Origin of the sequence: Microbacterium testaceum (genome assembly GCF_003075375.1) — a bacterium.
In the GTDB taxonomy this organism is placed as follows: domain Bacteria; phylum Actinomycetota; class Actinomycetes; order Actinomycetales; family Microbacteriaceae; genus Microbacterium; species Microbacterium testaceum_E.
The window spans coordinates 49,655-63,456 of record NZ_QDFT01000011.1 but is presented as its reverse complement, the minus strand read 5'-3'; the positions used below and the strand labels follow the sequence as shown (position 1 = coordinate 63,456).

Here is a 13,802-nt window from a genome sequence, read left to right as displayed (position 1 = left end):
CCCCCTCGAGAGCGCCGGAGCGCTGTGGATTACTCCGCTGCGGCGACGATGTTGACGACCTTGCGGCCGCCCTTGTTGCCGAACTCGACCGCACCGGCGGCCAGAGCGAACAGCGTGTCGTCGCCACCACGGCCGACGTTGGCGCCGGGGTGGAAGTGGGTGCCGCGCTGGCGGACGATGATCTCGCCGGCGAGGACGGCCTGGCCACCGAAGCGCTTCACGCCGAGGCGCTGTGCGTTGGAGTCACGACCGTTGCGGGTGGAGCTTGCGCCCTTTTTGTGTGCCATCTCTGCGTCTCCTGGCTCTTACTTGATGCCGGTGATCTTGACGCGCGTGAGGTCCTGACGGTGGCCCTGGCGCTTCTTGTAGCCGGTCTTGTTCTTGAACTTCTGGATCACGATCTTCGGACCGCGCTCCTCGCCGAGCACCTCGGCCGTGACCGAGACCTTCGCGAGCTTGTCGGCGTCGGTCGTGACCGCGTCGCCGTCGACGAACAGCACGGCGGGCAGCTGGATGCTCTCGCCGACCTTCGCCTTCTGGCGGTCGAGCACGACGACCGTGCCGACCTGGACCTTCTCCTGGCGGCCGCCGGCGCGCACAACTGCGTAAACCACTTCACACCTGTTTTCGTTCGGGAGCGCACGGCTCCGGTTGTCTGATGACGTCGGGAGGGTCTGACGACCCAAGTCTCGGTGCGATCCAGCGGGCACAAAGCCCGCGGGGTCACGCTCGGATGAGAGCGGACGCGACGCACCAAGGGTCAAGTTTAGCTCACGGGAGGACATCCGGCAAAAGCATCGGCCCCGCGTGTCGACCGTACGATCGGTACATGGCCATTCTCATCGACGATCCGCAATGGCCCGCGCACGGTCGCCTCTGGGCGCACCTCGTCAGCGACAGCGACCTCGCTGAGCTCCACGCCTTCGCCGAGGCCGCCGGCATCCCCCGTCGCGCCTTCGATCTGGACCACTACGACGTCCCGGACGAACGGCACGCGGAGCTGGTGGCCGCCGGCGCCGAGCACGTCGGCGGCAAGGAGCTCGTCAGGCGGTTGCGTGCGTCGGGACTGCGCATCACCGCGCGCGAGCGACGCCCGCGCCCCGACGCCCCGTCCTCGCCCGGACGCGCCTGAGGGGCCGTCCCTCGCCGACCAGCGCGCTGCGCGTCGACGGGGAACGACCCCTCAGGCTGTGGAACGGGTTCAGGACTCCGTCGCCGGAGGCTGCGCGTTGACCGGCGTGCCGGTGAGCGCGGCGGTCGTCACGCGGCGACGCGAGCGACCCTGGCCGGGAGCCTTTGGCTCGGGCAGGGCCTCGAGAACCGACTCGAGCAGCGCGTCCTTCTCGGTGCGCGGGGCCTTGGGCTCGCGCTTCTTGCGCGGACGCTTCTCGCGCACCGGGGCCGGGGCCTCCGCCGCGTCGGACTTCGCCTCGAGGACGGCCTCCACGGACGCCACGACCGCGGCCTCGACGACGGCGGGGTCGTCCAGGGTCGGCTTGACGGTGGATGCCGCGATCTGCGCGAGTGCGGACTTGACGCCCTCGGTGATCACGTGGGTGCCGCCGGCCTGCGCCGCCGCTCCCCCGTTGCCACCCGAGGCGGCGGACGACCCGCCGTTGTTGTTGGCGTTGCCGTTGCCGTTCGACCCGCCGTTGCCGCCGCGACCGCGACGGTTGGACGAGCCGTTGCCGCCGTTGCCGTTGCTGTTGGACGCACCCGCGGTGCGGTGACGCACGACCGGGTCGTGGTGCACGATCACGCCGCGCCCGGCGCAGACCTCGCACGCCTCGCTGAACGTCTCGAGCAGGCCCAGGCCGAGCTTCTTGCGCGTCATCTGCACGAGACCGAGAGACGTCACCTCGGCGACCTGGTGCTTCGTCCGGTCGCGGCTCAGGCACTCGATCAGGCGGCGCAGCACGAGGTCGCGGTTGGACTCCAGCACCATGTCGATGAAGTCGACGACGATGATGCCGCCGATGTCGCGCAGGCGCAGCTGCCGGACGATCTCTTCGGCCGCCTCGAGGTTGTTCTTGGTGACGGTCTCTTCGAGGTTGCCGCCCGACCCGACGAACTTGCCGGTGTTGACGTCGACGACGGTCATGGCCTCGGTGCGGTCGATGACCAGCGAGCCGCCCGAGGGCAGCCACACCTTGCGGTCCAGCGCCTTCTCGATCTGCTCGGTGACGCGGAAGGCGTCGAAGGGGTCCTGATCGCCCTCGTACTTCTCGACGCGCTCGAGCAGGTCGGGCGCGACGCCCTTGAGGTAGCTCGAGATCGTCTGCAGCGCCTCGTCGCCCTGGATGAGCATGCGCGTGAAGTCCTCGTTGAAGACGTCGCGGACGATCTTGACCAGCAGGTCGGGCTCGGAGTGCAGCAGAGCGGGAGCCTGGATGGTCTTGACCTGGCTCGACACGTGCTCCCACTGCGAGGTGAGGCGCTGGACGTCGAGGGTCAGCTGCTCTTCAGTGGCGCCCTCGGCCGCCGTGCGCACGATGACGCCGGAGGACTCGGGCAGGACCTCTTTGAGGATCTTCTTCAGGCGTGCGCGCTCGGTGTCGGGGAGCTTGCGCGAGATGCCGTTCATGGTGCCGTTCGGCACGTAGACGAGGTAACGGCCGGGCAGCGAGATCTGGCTGGTCAGGCGCGCGCCCTTGTGACCCACGGGGTCCTTGGTGACCTGCACCAGCACCCGGTCGCCCGACTTCAGGGCCAGCTCGATCCGGCGCGGCTGGTTGTTGGTCTCGACGCCGTCCCAGTCGACCTCGCCCGAGTACAGCACGGCGTTGCGCCCGCGTCCGATGTCGACGAAGGCGGCCTCCATGCTGGGCAGGACGTTCTGCACGCGACCGAGGTAGACGTTGCCGATCAGCGAGGCGTCCTGGTTGCGGGCGACGTAGTGCTCGACGAGCACGTTGTCTTCGAGCACCGCGATCTGGATGCGACCGCTCTTCGAGCGCACGACCATGACGCGGTCGACGGCCTCGCGGCGCGCGAGGAACTCGGCCTCGGTGACGACGGGGCGACGACGACCGGCCTCGCGACCGTCGCGTCGGCGCTGCTTCTTGGCCTCGAGACGGGTCGAGCCCTTGATGCGCTGAGGCTCGGTGATGACCTCGACCGCGCGCTGACGCACGGGGGCGGCGGGCGCCTCGGCGGGCTCGTCCGCGGGAGCGTTGGCTCCCCCGCGACGGCGGTTGCGGCGACGGGCGTTGGCCGAGCCGCGCTCGGCGGGGCCCTCGTCGTCGCGGTCGTCGCGGTCCCACGCGTCGTCGCGCGCGGGCAGCGCCGGAAGCTCGGGCGCATAGAAGTGCAGTGCCGTCGACACGGCCGACACGAAGTTCTCGGGAAGCAGACCCAGCGAGACCGCGGTCGGGCGCTCGGGCTTCGTGGGCTCGGGCTTCGCCGGCTCGGGCTTCGCCGGCTGAGCGTCGCGGGGTGCGTCCGGCGTCGCGTCGGCGGAGGAATCAGCGGATGCCGAACCCTCGGCGTCGGCGGCGCGCTCGGCCTCGGAGGTGGCGGCGTCGGCGGGCTGGTCGCCGTCGGCGGGCTGGTCGGCGGGGCCGTCCTTCGCATCCTCGGCCGACTGGGGAGCCTCGGTGGGCTGCGGGGCCTCGGCGGACTGCGGGGCCTCGGCAGGCTTCAAGGCCTCGGCGGGCTCGGTCGTGGTGTCCGCCGCGTCGGCGGTGGTCACGGTCACCGCATCGTCCGACGCGGGGATGTCGTCGACGTCGAGGACCGCGGGGGCCTCGGTGTCGACGGCGGCCGCGTCAGCGGCATCCTGGACCGCTTCTTCTTCTTCGTCGACCGTGGGAGCGGCCTCGGTCGAAGGGACCTCGGTCGCGGGGGACGTCGTCGCCTCGTCGGTCGGATTCTGATCGTCGGTTGATTCGGCCATCTGCAGGTACTCCCTGGCGGGCGACACCGCGCGTCGCCCGACGAAATCTCATGCGGCGCCGCACCCGGCGGGGCCGCGAACTCATTCGGTCTGCAGCCGGCCTGCGGCTCGGGCTGCGAAGGGCGGTCATCGCCCGAAGTCTTCTGGGTGATGTTCCTGCGGCGCGGCCGCGGTCACATCAGCCTTCATTATCGCACGAACCGCCGCGAACGCCCACGGCGGCGCTCGCACGTTCCTCATCCACAGGCGCTGCGGTGCGTACGGCGGATGTCGGTAGGGTCGAGCTGACGACGAAGGGGGCCCCATGACCTTGTCCGATGACGCGCTCACCGCGCTCGAAGAGGCGCGGGCCCGCGTGCGCGCGCAGGTCGAGCAGGCCAGGGAGCGTTCCGAAGACGCCGCCCGGATGGCCGGTGACGTGAAGACGGCGACAGCGACGGCCGCGTCCCCGGGGCGCGAGGTCCGCGTCATCGCCACCGCGGGCGGACGCGTCGAACGCGTAGAGATCGCTCAAGCCGCACTCTCCCACGACGCCCGAACCCTGTCCCGCCTCGTGACCGACACGGTACGAGCGGCACAGCGCGATGCGGCCGACGTCGCGTTGCGGCGGATGACGCAGAGCCTCGGCGAAACGTCGCCTCTCGTCGCCGCCACCCGACAGCGTCTCGACGACGAATACGCACATTCCACGCAAGGAAGGCGAAGCGAATGATCGAACATCTCGAAGTCACGCCGTACCGACTCTCGACGGCAGCGGCTGCCATCAAGGCGGCAGGCGGCGAGATCGATGCTCTCGTCGGCACTCTCATGCGCGAATCCGCGACGCTCAGCTTGCAGTGGAGCGGCGACGCCCAGCAGGCTTTCGCGCGGGCGCAGGCGCAGCTCGGCGAGCGCCTGGTGAGTCGAACCGCGCTCCTTTCACGCATGAGCGACGCACTGGAAGAGCTGGCCACCGCATACGGCGAGGCGGATCTCGCCGGAGCGCGGGCATTGGGGGCGACGGCATGATACGGCGTGCGCGTCTCGCCGGTGTGATCGGCATCGCCGTCGCCGCGAGCGTCGTCTCGGGCTGCAGCCAGTTGCCGTTCCACGATGATTCGTACGAGACGGAGATTCCCGCCGCGCTGGAGGCGGCCGATCTGGGGATCACGGAGGCGTGGGCTGACGTCAGACTGAGCGGGTTCACCGAGACGTTGTCGATCGGGGGGACGCTCGCTGCGATCCGGCAACCGAGCGATGCGGTGTCTCCGGACGTCGTGAAACAGATCCTGGGCGCGGCTCTGGACAATCGGTCTCTCTCGATGTCGTACGTCGACATCAACCTGAGAGATGCGGACAGCGATCTTCTCGACGTCGAGCCCGCCATGGAGGCCCTAGGAGCATCTCCCAGGGGAGACGGAAGCATCACGATGGACGAGGCGAGGAAGATCGCAGAGGAGTCCAGCCGGTGATTGCAGCGAACCAGCACATCGAGATCGACGGCGAGATCCTCCAACAGCAGGGCGACCGGGCTCGAGAGGTGTCCGCGGCCTTCGGGGGTGCCGGTGAGGGCATCCAAGCAGACCTCCCGGACGATGCGTTCGGACTCCTGAGTCGGGGTCTCGTCGTCCCCCTCGCCAACGCTCTGGCAGGACGCGCGCGCGATCTCTCGTCGTCGGCTCAGGATCTCGCCGAACGGGTCGCGGATGGAGTCCAACAGGCCGCGTCCGGTTTTGCCACCATCGAGCAGAACGCGGTGGACGCTTTCACCCGGAACGACTCATGACCACGGCGTCCGTCATCAGCGCTGAGCTCGCCGGCGGAGGCTGGGCAGGAGCGCTGCCCATGAACGGCCCCGGCGGCGACCGCTGCGAGCAGCTCCCGGGGTTCGTCGGCGTCGTCGTGCCGTTCGTTCAGCCCTTGCGCGAATGGTTCGATGAGCTCGTCGGGAACCCCGTCGCGACGGCCTCCGTCGCCGAGAGCTGGGAAGGAGCCTCAAGATCGCTTAATGACATTCCGGATGCTGTCCAGCGGGCGGCATCGTCCCTGGCCGACCTCGACGGACGAACCATCCGTGCCCTCCGCGAGCGACACGAAGACCTGCAGAAGATCGCGCTCGACGCCTCGGAATGGACGGCGGCGACCGCGGGAGCGCTCCGGCTCGCCTCGCGGATCGTCGATGCCACCCGGTCGTACGTCTGCGACGCGCTCGTGCAGCTCGCGCACCTCGCCGACGAGCTTTTCACATTCGATCTCAATCCGCTTGAGATCGCAGAACGGGTGGAGGACTTCGCGCGCGCCGCATTCGACCTCATCGAAGCGACCGGCCGACTCGTCACCGACGTGCTGGAGGCCCTGCACGCGCTCGGCGCCCTGTTGCAGCGCCTCCTCCCCGTCGTCGCCGAGGCGATTGACGACATCCGACAGATCGTCGCCGGCATGCTGCCCCTGGCGACCGCCCTTTCCGGCGCGCCCTTCGGACCGCTGGGAGTGGGGGTGGGCCTCGTGCTCGGCGGAGCCGCTCAGAACTTCCTCCAGAACTCCACCGATGTGGAGGAGCTGGATCCGGACCGACTGCACGGTGACAGGCGAGTGGCGTGGGATGTGTCTCAGGCGGTCACTCATCTGTCGTCGCTCTCCGACCTCGTCGCGGTGAACGGCACCACTGACGCCATGGGCGTCGGAGATGCAACAGTCATCGACGTCAAGAAGATCCGAGGCGCTGACGGTGTCGAGCGATGGGTTGTCTCCTTGCCGTCCACCCAGGATTGGCAGTGGGGTCCTGACACCGGCGCGCTAAACGACCGCGATTCCAATGTCGCTCTTATGGCTGACAACCCGATTCTCCGCACCGCATACGAGCGGGCGGTCCTCCAGGCAATGAGTGATGCCGGCATCCCCCCGGGGGGCGATGTCGTCCTGACCGGCTTCAGCCAAGGTGGGATCATGGCGGCGAACCTCGCGGCTGACCGCACATTCCCGTACAACACGGTCGGTGTCGTGACGAACGGCTCCCCCATCGACTCGTTCGATGTCCCCCCGCATGTTCCGGTGTACGCGTTCCAGCACGTCACCGACATCGTCCCGACGCTCGATGGCAATGTGTTCGACGAGACGGCGCCCAATGTCAATCGCGTTCTGATGCCGGGACCTCTCAGCCCCCTCGCAGCGCACGACAACCAGACATACGCTGACTCGGTCGCTGAATGGGAGAAGCAGTATGCCCAGTCGCACGGCGGTCCACCACCGGGCCTCGATGTACTCACCGGCGAAGTGGTGGACCACAGCGTCTTCACGACGCACGAGTGAGAACCTCGTACATTCGCCTGCACGAGCGGCGACCGACCGTGCCGCCGGCGTCGCCTCCCGCGCTCAAAGCATTCGCATAGGGCTGCGGTGAAAGGATGGAGGCATGAGCGAGTCCGTCACACCCCGCCGCCCGGTCGTCGTCGCGATCTGGCTGATCTTCGCGGGCGTCGTGGGATGGATCGCAGCGTTCTCTCTGACCATGGAACGCTTCCACCAGTTGCAGAACCCCGGGGCCGCGGCATCCTGTGACTTCAGCGTGCTGGTGCAGTGCTCGACGAACCTGCAGTCGGCGCAGGGAAGCGTGTTCGGCTTCCCGAACCCGATCATCGGCCTGGGAGCATGGATCGCGCCCATCGTGGTCGGAATGGCGCTGCTGGCCGGAGCGCGCTTCGCGAAGTGGTTCTGGGCGCTGTTCTGGCTCGGATTCGCGGGAGCGCTGACCTTCGTGATCTGGTTGATCGCGCAGAGCATCTTCGTCCTGGCCACCTTGTGCCCGTGGTGCATGGTGACGTGGTCGGTCGTGATCCCCTCGTTCTTTGTCGTGACTTTGCATGTGCTGCGCGAGGGCGTCGTTCCCGGAGCTCGGGTGCGCGAGGTCGCGGATCGATTGATGGTGTGGGTCCCGCTCATGACGCTCGCGGCCTACGTCGTGGTCGCCGTGCTCGCTCAGGCGCGACTGGACGTGCTCGCGCAGTTCTGAGCCGCGCGCGGACTGCTGCGTTGGTGTGCGCGGTCACGCTACGTCGTGCACAACCTCCGCGATGTGCACAACCTCCGCGATGTGAACAACCTCACCCCCCGGGCCGCGGATGCCGCGGAGGTTGCGCACATCACGGAAGTTCCGCGCGCGGCCGCCCCGCCTCGCGTCGTGCACAACCTCCGCGATGCGCACAACCTCACCCCGCGGGCTGCGGATGCCGCGGAGGTTGTGCACATCACGAAAGTTCCGCGCGCGGCCGAACACGACGAAGGCCGCCGCCCTGACGGGACGGCGGCCTCACGGCATCCGGCGAACCGGGTCAGACGCGGCTGGTCAGGCGAACCAGATGGCGAGCTCGCGCTCGGCCGACTCGACACTGTCCGAGCCGTGGACGAGGTTCTGCTGCACCTTGACGCCCCAGTCACGACCGAAGTCGCCGCGGATCGTGCCGGGAGCGGCGGTGGTGGGGTCGGTCGTGCCCGCGAGCGAGCGGAAGCCCTCGATGACGCGGTTGCCGGCGAGGCGGATCGCGACGGAGGGACCCGAGAGCATGAACTCGAGGAGCGGCTCGTAGAACGGCTTGCCCTCGTGCTCGGCGTAGTGCTGGGCGAGGGTCTCGCGGTCGGGCTCGACGAGGCGGATGTCGACGAGCGCATAGCCCTTCGCCTCGATGCGGGCGAGGATCGCACCGGTCAGTCCGCGGGCGACGCCGTCGGGCTTGACCAGGACGAGGGTCTCTTCGGTGGCCATGGGTCATTCTCCGTTCGAGAGGTCGGGGTCGGCGGCGTGCCGGGCGTTGCGTCGGTCCAGTGCCGCTCCCTTGATCGTTGCATACGCCCACATGCCACCGAAAATGACGGCGACGACCGCGAGCGCCGGAACGAGGAGCCCGCCGAGCAGCAGGATCACCTGCAGGGCCCAGCCGGCGAACAGCGCCCACCGATGGCGCAGCAGTCCCGACACAGCCACCATGGCCACCGCCAGGACGACACCGCCGACGATCCCCCACCATGGTTCAATCCCCGCGGGGAGCACCTTGAGGCCGTACACGACCAGACCGCCGAGGAAGACGACGATCGACTCGAAGCCGAGCACGACCGCACCGAGCGACTCCTGGGCGCCGCGCTGACGGCGCGGGCGCGGAGCGCGCGGCTCACGCGGACTCATGCCTGCCACCCGGCCTTCCAGTCCTCGAGCTCCGACAGGCGCAGCGCCTCTCCGGCGAGCACGACCGAACCGGCGATGACCACCGCGCGACGGTCGGACTCGGCGGCCCACGCGCGGGCCGCGTCGGCCGCGTCCTCGAGGGTGGGGTGAACGGTGACCGGGAGGTCGGCCGCCTCGGCGACATCGGCGATCGCGTCGGGGTCGGTGGCGCGGTCGCTGTCGGGAGCGGTGGCGAAGACGCGCGCCACGCCGGGGACCAGCGCCGACATGATGCCCGCGGCATCCTTGCCCTCGAGGATGCCGATGACGGCACCCCACTCGTCGATGTCGAAGGACTCGTCGAGGGCGGCGACCAGCGCCCGCGCGCCGTGCGGGTTGTGCGCGGCGTCCACCAGCACCGTCGGTGCCGTGCCGATGAGCTGCAGGCGGCCCGGAGACGTGGCGTTGCCGAGGCCGTCGGCCACCACGTCGGCGGCGAGAGGCTGCGTGCCTCCGCCGACGAGCGATTCGACGGCGGCCACGGCGAGGGCCGCGTTCGCTCCCTGGTGCGCCCCGTAGAGCGGCAGGTAGACCTCGCGGTAGGTTCCGGCGACCCCGCGGATGTCGAGCTGCTGACCGCCCACCGCCAGGGTCTGCGACTCCAGGGCGAACCCGTCGCCAGCCACGGCCACGGTCGCGCCCTCCTTGTCGGCGCGAGCGCGGATCGCGCGCAGGGCCTCGGCGGGCTGAGCGGCCGAGACGACCGCCGCGCCCGGCTTGATGATCCCGGCCTTGACCGTGGCGATCTCGGCGATGGTGGATCCGAGACGATCCGCGTGATCGATGTCGATGGGCGCGAACACGGCCACGTCGCCGTCGGCGGTGTTCGTGGAGTCCCACTCCCCGCCCATGCCGACCTCGAGCACGAGCACGTCGATCGGCGCGTCGGCGGCGACCACGAAGGCCAGCACCGTGAGCAGCTCGAAGAACGTCAGCGGGGCGTCTCCGGCGGCGTCGAGCTCACCGTCGACCATGCCGACGAACGGCTGGATCTCGTCCCAGGCGTCGGCGATGGCGGCATCCGCCACCGGTTCGCCGTCGATCAGGATGCGCTCGGTGAAACGCTCCAGGTGGGGGCTTGTGAACAGGCCGGTGCGCAGGCCCATCGCGCGCAGCAGGCTCTCGATCATGCGGCTGGTCGAGGTCTTGCCGTTGGTGCCGGTGACGTGGATCACACGGTACGTGCGCTGCGGGTCGGCGAGCAGCTCGAGCACGCGCCGCGTGCGCTCGACGCGCGGCTGGACCCACTGCTCGCCCTGGCGCTCGAGGAGGGCCGCATACACGGCATCGGCCCGGGTGCGGTCGCTCATGCGGGCGCTCCGATCCGCGCGACGGCCACCGTGACGGCGCCGACGTTCGCGTAGGTCTTGGCGGCGATCTGCGTCTCGTACTCGGCGGGCAGGGCCGAGCCGTGCTCGACGAGGCGGCCCTCGGGTCCAGCGAGCACGACCGCCTCGGCGAGGGTCTCGGATGCCACGCCCGCCACGTCGAAGGCCTGGGCGACGGCGCGGGCGTCGGCGTCGTCGACGAACGTCAGCGACAGGAAGATCCGGTCGCTCACGTCGAAGCCGGCGGCCTTGCGGGTGTCCTGGATGCCGCGGATCATGTCGCGCGCCAGTCCCTCGGCCTCGAGCTCGGGCGTCGTGACCGTGTCGAGCAGCACGAAGCCGCCCGACGACAGCACGGCCAACGCCTCACCCTCGGGACGGCCCGCGGTCTCGACGACGAGGTCGTACTCGGCGGGCTCGAGGGCGATCCCGCCCGCGACCACCTGTCCGTCGACCTCGCTCCAGTCGCCCTCTCGCGCGGCCTTGATCGCCTGCTGCACCTGCTTGCCCAGGCGCGGCCCCGCGGCGCGGGCGTTGACCGACAGGCGGTGGGTGATGCCGTACTCAGCGGCCGTGCCGTCCTGCAGGGCGACCTGCTCGACGCTCTTGACGTTGAGCTCCTCGCGCAGGATGTCGTCGAACTGCGCCAGGCCCGCGGCATCCGGAGTCACCACCGTCAGACGCGGCAACGGCAGGCGCACGCGCTTGCCCTCGCGCTTGCGCAGCGCGTTGGCGACGCTCGAGACCTCGCGCACGGTGTCCATCGCGGTGCGGATGTCTTCCGCGGCGGGGAACGCCGAGGCGTCGGGCCAGTCGGTCAGGTGGACGCTCCGTCCGCCCGTGAGGCCCTGCCACACGCGCTCGGTGACCAGCGGCAGCAGCGGGGCGGCGACGCGGGTCAGCGTCTCGAGCACGGTGTAGAGCGTGTCGAAGGCCTCGCGGCTGCGCGGGTCGTCGGTGACGCCCACCCAGAAGCGGTCGCGCGAGCGGCGGATGTACCAGTTGGTCAGCACCTCGGCGAAGTCGCGCAGGCGCTCGGCCGCGGTCGTGGAGTCGAGGCCCTCGAGGTCGGCGGCGACGTTCGCCACGAGGTCGCCGGTCAGCGCGAGGATGTACCGGTCGAGCACGTCGGTGGAGTCGGTGCGCCACTCGGCGGTGTACCCGTCGGGGCCCGAGGCGTTGCTGTACGTCGCGAAGAAGTACCACGCGTTCCACAGCGGCAGCAGGAACTCGCGCACGCCCGAACGGATGCCCTCCTCGGTCACGACGAGGTTGCCGCCGCGAAGCACGCTCGACGACATGAGGAACCACCGCATGGCATCCGACCCGTCGCGGTCGAACACCTCGCGCACGTCGGGGTAGTTGCGCAGCGACTTCGACATCTTCTGGCCGTCGTTGCCGAGCACGATGCCGTGGCACGACACGCCCGTGTAGGCCGGGCGGTCGAACAGCGCGGTCGAGAGCACGTGCATGACGTAGAACCAGCCGCGGGTCTGGCCGATGTACTCGACGATGAAGTCGGCGGGGGCGTGCTCGTCGAACCACTCGTGGTTCTCGAACGGGTAGTGCACCTGTGCGAACGGCATCGAACCCGAGTCGAACCACACGTCGAGCACGTCTTCGATGCGGCGCATCGTCGACTTTCCGGTCGGGTCGTCGGGGTTGGGCCGGGTGAGGTCGTCGATGTACGGGCGGTGCAGGTCGACCTCGCCCTCGGCGTTCACCGGCAGACGGCCGAAGTCGGCCTCCATCTCGGCGAGCGAGCCGTACACGTCGACGCGCGGGTAGTCGGGGTCGTCGCTCTTCCACACCGGGATCGGCGAGCCCCAGTACCGGTTGCGGCTGATCGACCAGTCGCGCGCGCCCTCGAGCCACTTTCCGAACTGGCCCTCTTTGACGTTCTCGGGCACCCAGGTGATCTGCTGGTTGTTGGCGAGCAGGTCTTCCTTGATGTCGGTCACGCGCACGAACCAGCTCGACACGGCCTTGTAGATCAGGGGGTTCCGGCAGCGCCAGCAGTGCGGGTACGAGTGCTCGTACGAGGCCTCGCGCAGCAGGCGCCCGCCCTGCTTGAGCAGGCGGATGAGGGGGCGGTTGGCCTCGAGCCACAGCTCGCCCGCGACGTCGGTGACGGCCGACAGGAACCGTCCGCCGTCGTCGAGCGAGATGATCGTCGGCAGGCCCGCGGCATCCGCGAGGCGCTTGTCGTCCTCACCGTAGGCGGGAGCCTGGTGCACGATGCCGGTGCCGTCGCTGACCGTGACGTAGTCGTCGACCAGGATCTTCCACGCGTCCTGCGTGCCCCACACCGACGCGTCGGCGTAGTAGTCGAAGAGCCGGTCGTACGACACGCCCTCGAGCTCCGCGCCCGAGATCGTCGTCTGCACGGCCGCGCGGGCGGCATCCGCGCTCTCGTATCCGAGGTCCTTGGCGTAGTTGGGCAGCAGATCCTCGGCCAGCAGGTAGCGGTGCGCGACCGCTTCGAAGGCCTCGTCGGGCGTACCGTCGGGCGTCGTGTGCACGTCGGCCGCGCCGCTCGGGCCGCCCTCGACCACGGCGTAGCGGATGCCGGGGCCCACCGCGAGCGCCAGGTTCGTCGGCAGGGTCCAGGGCGTCGTCGTCCACGCGAGGGCGCGGACGCCGGTCAGACCGAGCGCCTCGGCCTTGGCGCCGACGAGCGGGAAGGTCACGGTGACCGAGGGGTCCTGACGCATCTTGTAGACGTCGTCGTCCATGCGCAGCTCGTGCGTCGACAGGGGCGTCTCGTCGCGCCAGCAGTAGGGCAGCACGCGGTAGCCCTCGTACGCGAGCCCCTTGTCGTGCAGGGTCTTGAACGCCCAGAGCACGCTCTCCATGTACGTGGTGTCGAGCGTCTTGTAGCCGCGCTCGAAGTCGACCCAGCGCGCCTGGCGGGTGACGTAGTCCTGCCACTCGCGCGTGTACTCGAGCACCGACTCGCGGGCCTTGCCGTTGAAGGTCGCGACGCCCATGGCCTCGATCTCGTCCTTCTCGGTGATCCCGAGCTGCTTCATCGCCTCGAGTTCGGCCGGCAGCCCGTGGGTGTCCCAGCCGAAGACGCGGTCGACCTTCTTGCCGCGCATGGTCTGGAAGCGCGGGAAGACGTCCTTGGCGTATCCGGTGAGCAGGTGACCGTAGTGCGGCAGTCCGTTCGCGAACGGGGGCCCGTCGTAGAAGACCCACTCCTCGGCGCCCTCGCGGTTCGCGATCGAGGCGCGGAAGGTGTCGTCGGCCTTCCAGAAGGCGAGGGTCTCGTCTTCGATCGCCGGGAAGCGGGGACTGGGGACGACGGATGCCGAGCCCGCAGCGCTGGCGTCAGCGGCGGGGCCGAAGGATGAGGGGCGTGGGTAGGTCATGTCACTCCGCG

General features: G+C 69.6%; 14 protein-coding genes. 7 read left to right on the top strand and 7 right to left on the bottom strand.

Going from position 1 to position 13,802, the window contains the following annotated elements; translation table 11 throughout:
- Positions 1-29 precede the first annotated feature (29 nt).
- Together rpmA and rplU are read right to left on the bottom strand one after the other, a co-directional pair.
- A complete protein-coding gene (gene rpmA, locus DC432_RS06515; protein ID WP_013586440.1) occupies positions 30-287 on the bottom strand; it encodes a 50S ribosomal protein L27 in 258 nt (85 codons plus the stop codon).
- A gap of 18 nt (positions 288-305) precedes the next feature.
- Entirely contained in the window at positions 306-614 is a 309-nt protein-coding gene (rplU, locus tag DC432_RS06510) for a 50S ribosomal protein L21 (protein WP_076675829.1), read from the bottom strand.
- Between the two features lie 215 nt (positions 615-829).
- On the opposite strand from rplU, the gene DC432_RS06505 reads away from it, so the two are divergent.
- Positions 830-1,132, top strand: coding sequence for a DUF4031 domain-containing protein (locus DC432_RS06505; RefSeq protein WP_116537169.1), 303 nt, complete (start codon positions 830-832; stop codon positions 1,130-1,132).
- Between the two features lie 69 nt (positions 1,133-1,201).
- Here DC432_RS06505 and DC432_RS06500 read toward each other — a convergent pair whose 3' ends face one another.
- Positions 1,202-3,895, bottom strand: coding sequence for an Rne/Rng family ribonuclease (locus tag DC432_RS06500; RefSeq protein ID WP_243393054.1), 2,694 nt, complete (start codon positions 3,893-3,895; stop codon positions 1,202-1,204).
- Positions 3,896-4,199: 304 nt separating this feature from the next.
- Here DC432_RS06500 and DC432_RS06495 point away from each other — a divergent pair, with 304 nt between their 5' ends.
- The 6 genes from DC432_RS06495 to DC432_RS06470 all read left to right on the top strand — a co-directional run bounded on the left by DC432_RS06495 (position 4,200) and on the right by DC432_RS06470 (position 7,883).
- Complete coding sequence (locus DC432_RS06495; protein ID WP_116537168.1) at positions 4,200-4,607, top strand: YbaB/EbfC family nucleoid-associated protein; 408 nt, start codon at positions 4,200-4,202, stop codon at positions 4,605-4,607.
- A complete protein-coding gene (locus DC432_RS06490; protein WP_116537167.1) occupies positions 4,604-4,903 on the top strand; it encodes a WXG100 family type VII secretion target in 300 nt (99 codons plus the stop codon). The genes DC432_RS06495 and DC432_RS06490 overlap by 4 nt, the downstream gene beginning before the upstream one ends.
- Positions 4,904-4,926: 23 nt before the next feature.
- Complete coding sequence (locus DC432_RS06485) at positions 4,927-5,346, top strand: hypothetical protein (protein WP_116537166.1); 420 nt, start codon at positions 4,927-4,929, stop codon at positions 5,344-5,346.
- Positions 5,343-5,660, top strand: coding sequence for a hypothetical protein (locus tag DC432_RS06480; RefSeq protein WP_116537165.1), 318 nt, complete (start codon positions 5,343-5,345; stop codon positions 5,658-5,660). The genes DC432_RS06485 and DC432_RS06480 overlap by 4 nt, the downstream gene beginning before the upstream one ends.
- On the top strand, positions 5,657-7,183 hold the full coding sequence (locus DC432_RS06475) for a hypothetical protein (protein ID WP_116537164.1): 1,527 nt from the start codon (positions 5,657-5,659) through the stop codon (positions 7,181-7,183). Before DC432_RS06480 ends, DC432_RS06475 begins: the two co-directional genes overlap by 4 nt.
- A 103-nt stretch (positions 7,184-7,286) precedes the next feature.
- Positions 7,287-7,883, top strand: a complete 597-nt coding sequence (locus tag DC432_RS06470) for a vitamin K epoxide reductase family protein (RefSeq protein WP_116537163.1) — start codon at positions 7,287-7,289, stop codon at positions 7,881-7,883.
- Positions 7,884-8,216: 333 nt separating this feature from the next.
- Here DC432_RS06470 and ndk read toward each other — a convergent pair whose 3' ends face one another.
- From ndk to ileS, 4 genes are read right to left on the bottom strand one after another with little or no spacing between them, the layout of a single operon-like run.
- Positions 8,217-8,633, bottom strand: a complete 417-nt coding sequence (gene ndk / locus DC432_RS06460; protein ID WP_108318329.1) for a nucleoside-diphosphate kinase — start codon at positions 8,631-8,633, stop codon at positions 8,217-8,219.
- A gap of 3 nt (positions 8,634-8,636) precedes the next feature.
- Positions 8,637-9,050: a DUF4233 domain-containing protein gene (locus tag DC432_RS06455; protein WP_116537161.1), complete on the bottom strand. Its 414-nt coding sequence runs from the start codon at positions 9,048-9,050 to the stop codon at positions 8,637-8,639.
- Entirely contained in the window at positions 9,047-10,399 is a 1,353-nt protein-coding gene (locus DC432_RS06450) for a bifunctional folylpolyglutamate synthase/dihydrofolate synthase (protein WP_116537160.1), read from the bottom strand. The genes DC432_RS06455 and DC432_RS06450 overlap by 4 nt, the downstream gene beginning before the upstream one ends.
- On the bottom strand, positions 10,396-13,791 hold the full coding sequence (ileS, locus tag DC432_RS06445) for an isoleucine--tRNA ligase (RefSeq protein WP_116537159.1): 3,396 nt from the start codon (positions 13,789-13,791) through the stop codon (positions 10,396-10,398). The genes DC432_RS06450 and ileS overlap by 4 nt, the downstream gene beginning before the upstream one ends.
- Between the last annotated feature and the right edge of the window lie 11 nt (positions 13,792-13,802).

What these genes read in the sequence shown, in the direction of transcription:
- rpmA (WP_013586440.1), bottom strand. Translation starts at nt 287, where the DNA reads ATGGCACACAAAAAGGGCGCAAGCTCCACCCGCAACGGTCGTGACTCC.
- DC432_RS06505 (WP_116537169.1), top strand. Translation starts at nt 830, where the DNA reads ATGGCCATTCTCATCGACGATCCGCAATGGCCCGCGCACGGTCGCCTC.
- DC432_RS06500 (WP_243393054.1), bottom strand. Translation starts at nt 3,895, where the DNA reads ATGGCCGAATCAACCGACGATCAGAATCCGACCGACGAGGCGACGACG.
- DC432_RS06495 (WP_116537168.1), top strand. Translation starts at nt 4,200, where the DNA reads ATGACCTTGTCCGATGACGCGCTCACCGCGCTCGAAGAGGCGCGGGCC.
- DC432_RS06490 (WP_116537167.1), top strand. Translation starts at nt 4,604, where the DNA reads ATGATCGAACATCTCGAAGTCACGCCGTACCGACTCTCGACGGCAGCG.
- DC432_RS06475 (WP_116537164.1), top strand. Translation starts at nt 5,657, where the DNA reads ATGACCACGGCGTCCGTCATCAGCGCTGAGCTCGCCGGCGGAGGCTGG.
- DC432_RS06470 (WP_116537163.1), top strand. Translation starts at nt 7,287, where the DNA reads ATGAGCGAGTCCGTCACACCCCGCCGCCCGGTCGTCGTCGCGATCTGG.
- ndk (WP_108318329.1), bottom strand. Translation starts at nt 8,633, where the DNA reads ATGGCCACCGAAGAGACCCTCGTCCTGGTCAAGCCCGACGGCGTCGCC.
- DC432_RS06455 (WP_116537161.1), bottom strand. Translation starts at nt 9,050, where the DNA reads ATGAGTCCGCGTGAGCCGCGCGCTCCGCGCCCGCGCCGTCAGCGCGGC.
- DC432_RS06450 (WP_116537160.1), bottom strand. Translation starts at nt 10,399, where the DNA reads ATGAGCGACCGCACCCGGGCCGATGCCGTGTATGCGGCCCTCCTCGAG.
- ileS (WP_116537159.1), bottom strand. Translation starts at nt 13,791, where the DNA reads ATGACCTACCCACGCCCCTCATCCTTCGGCCCCGCCGCTGACGCCAGC.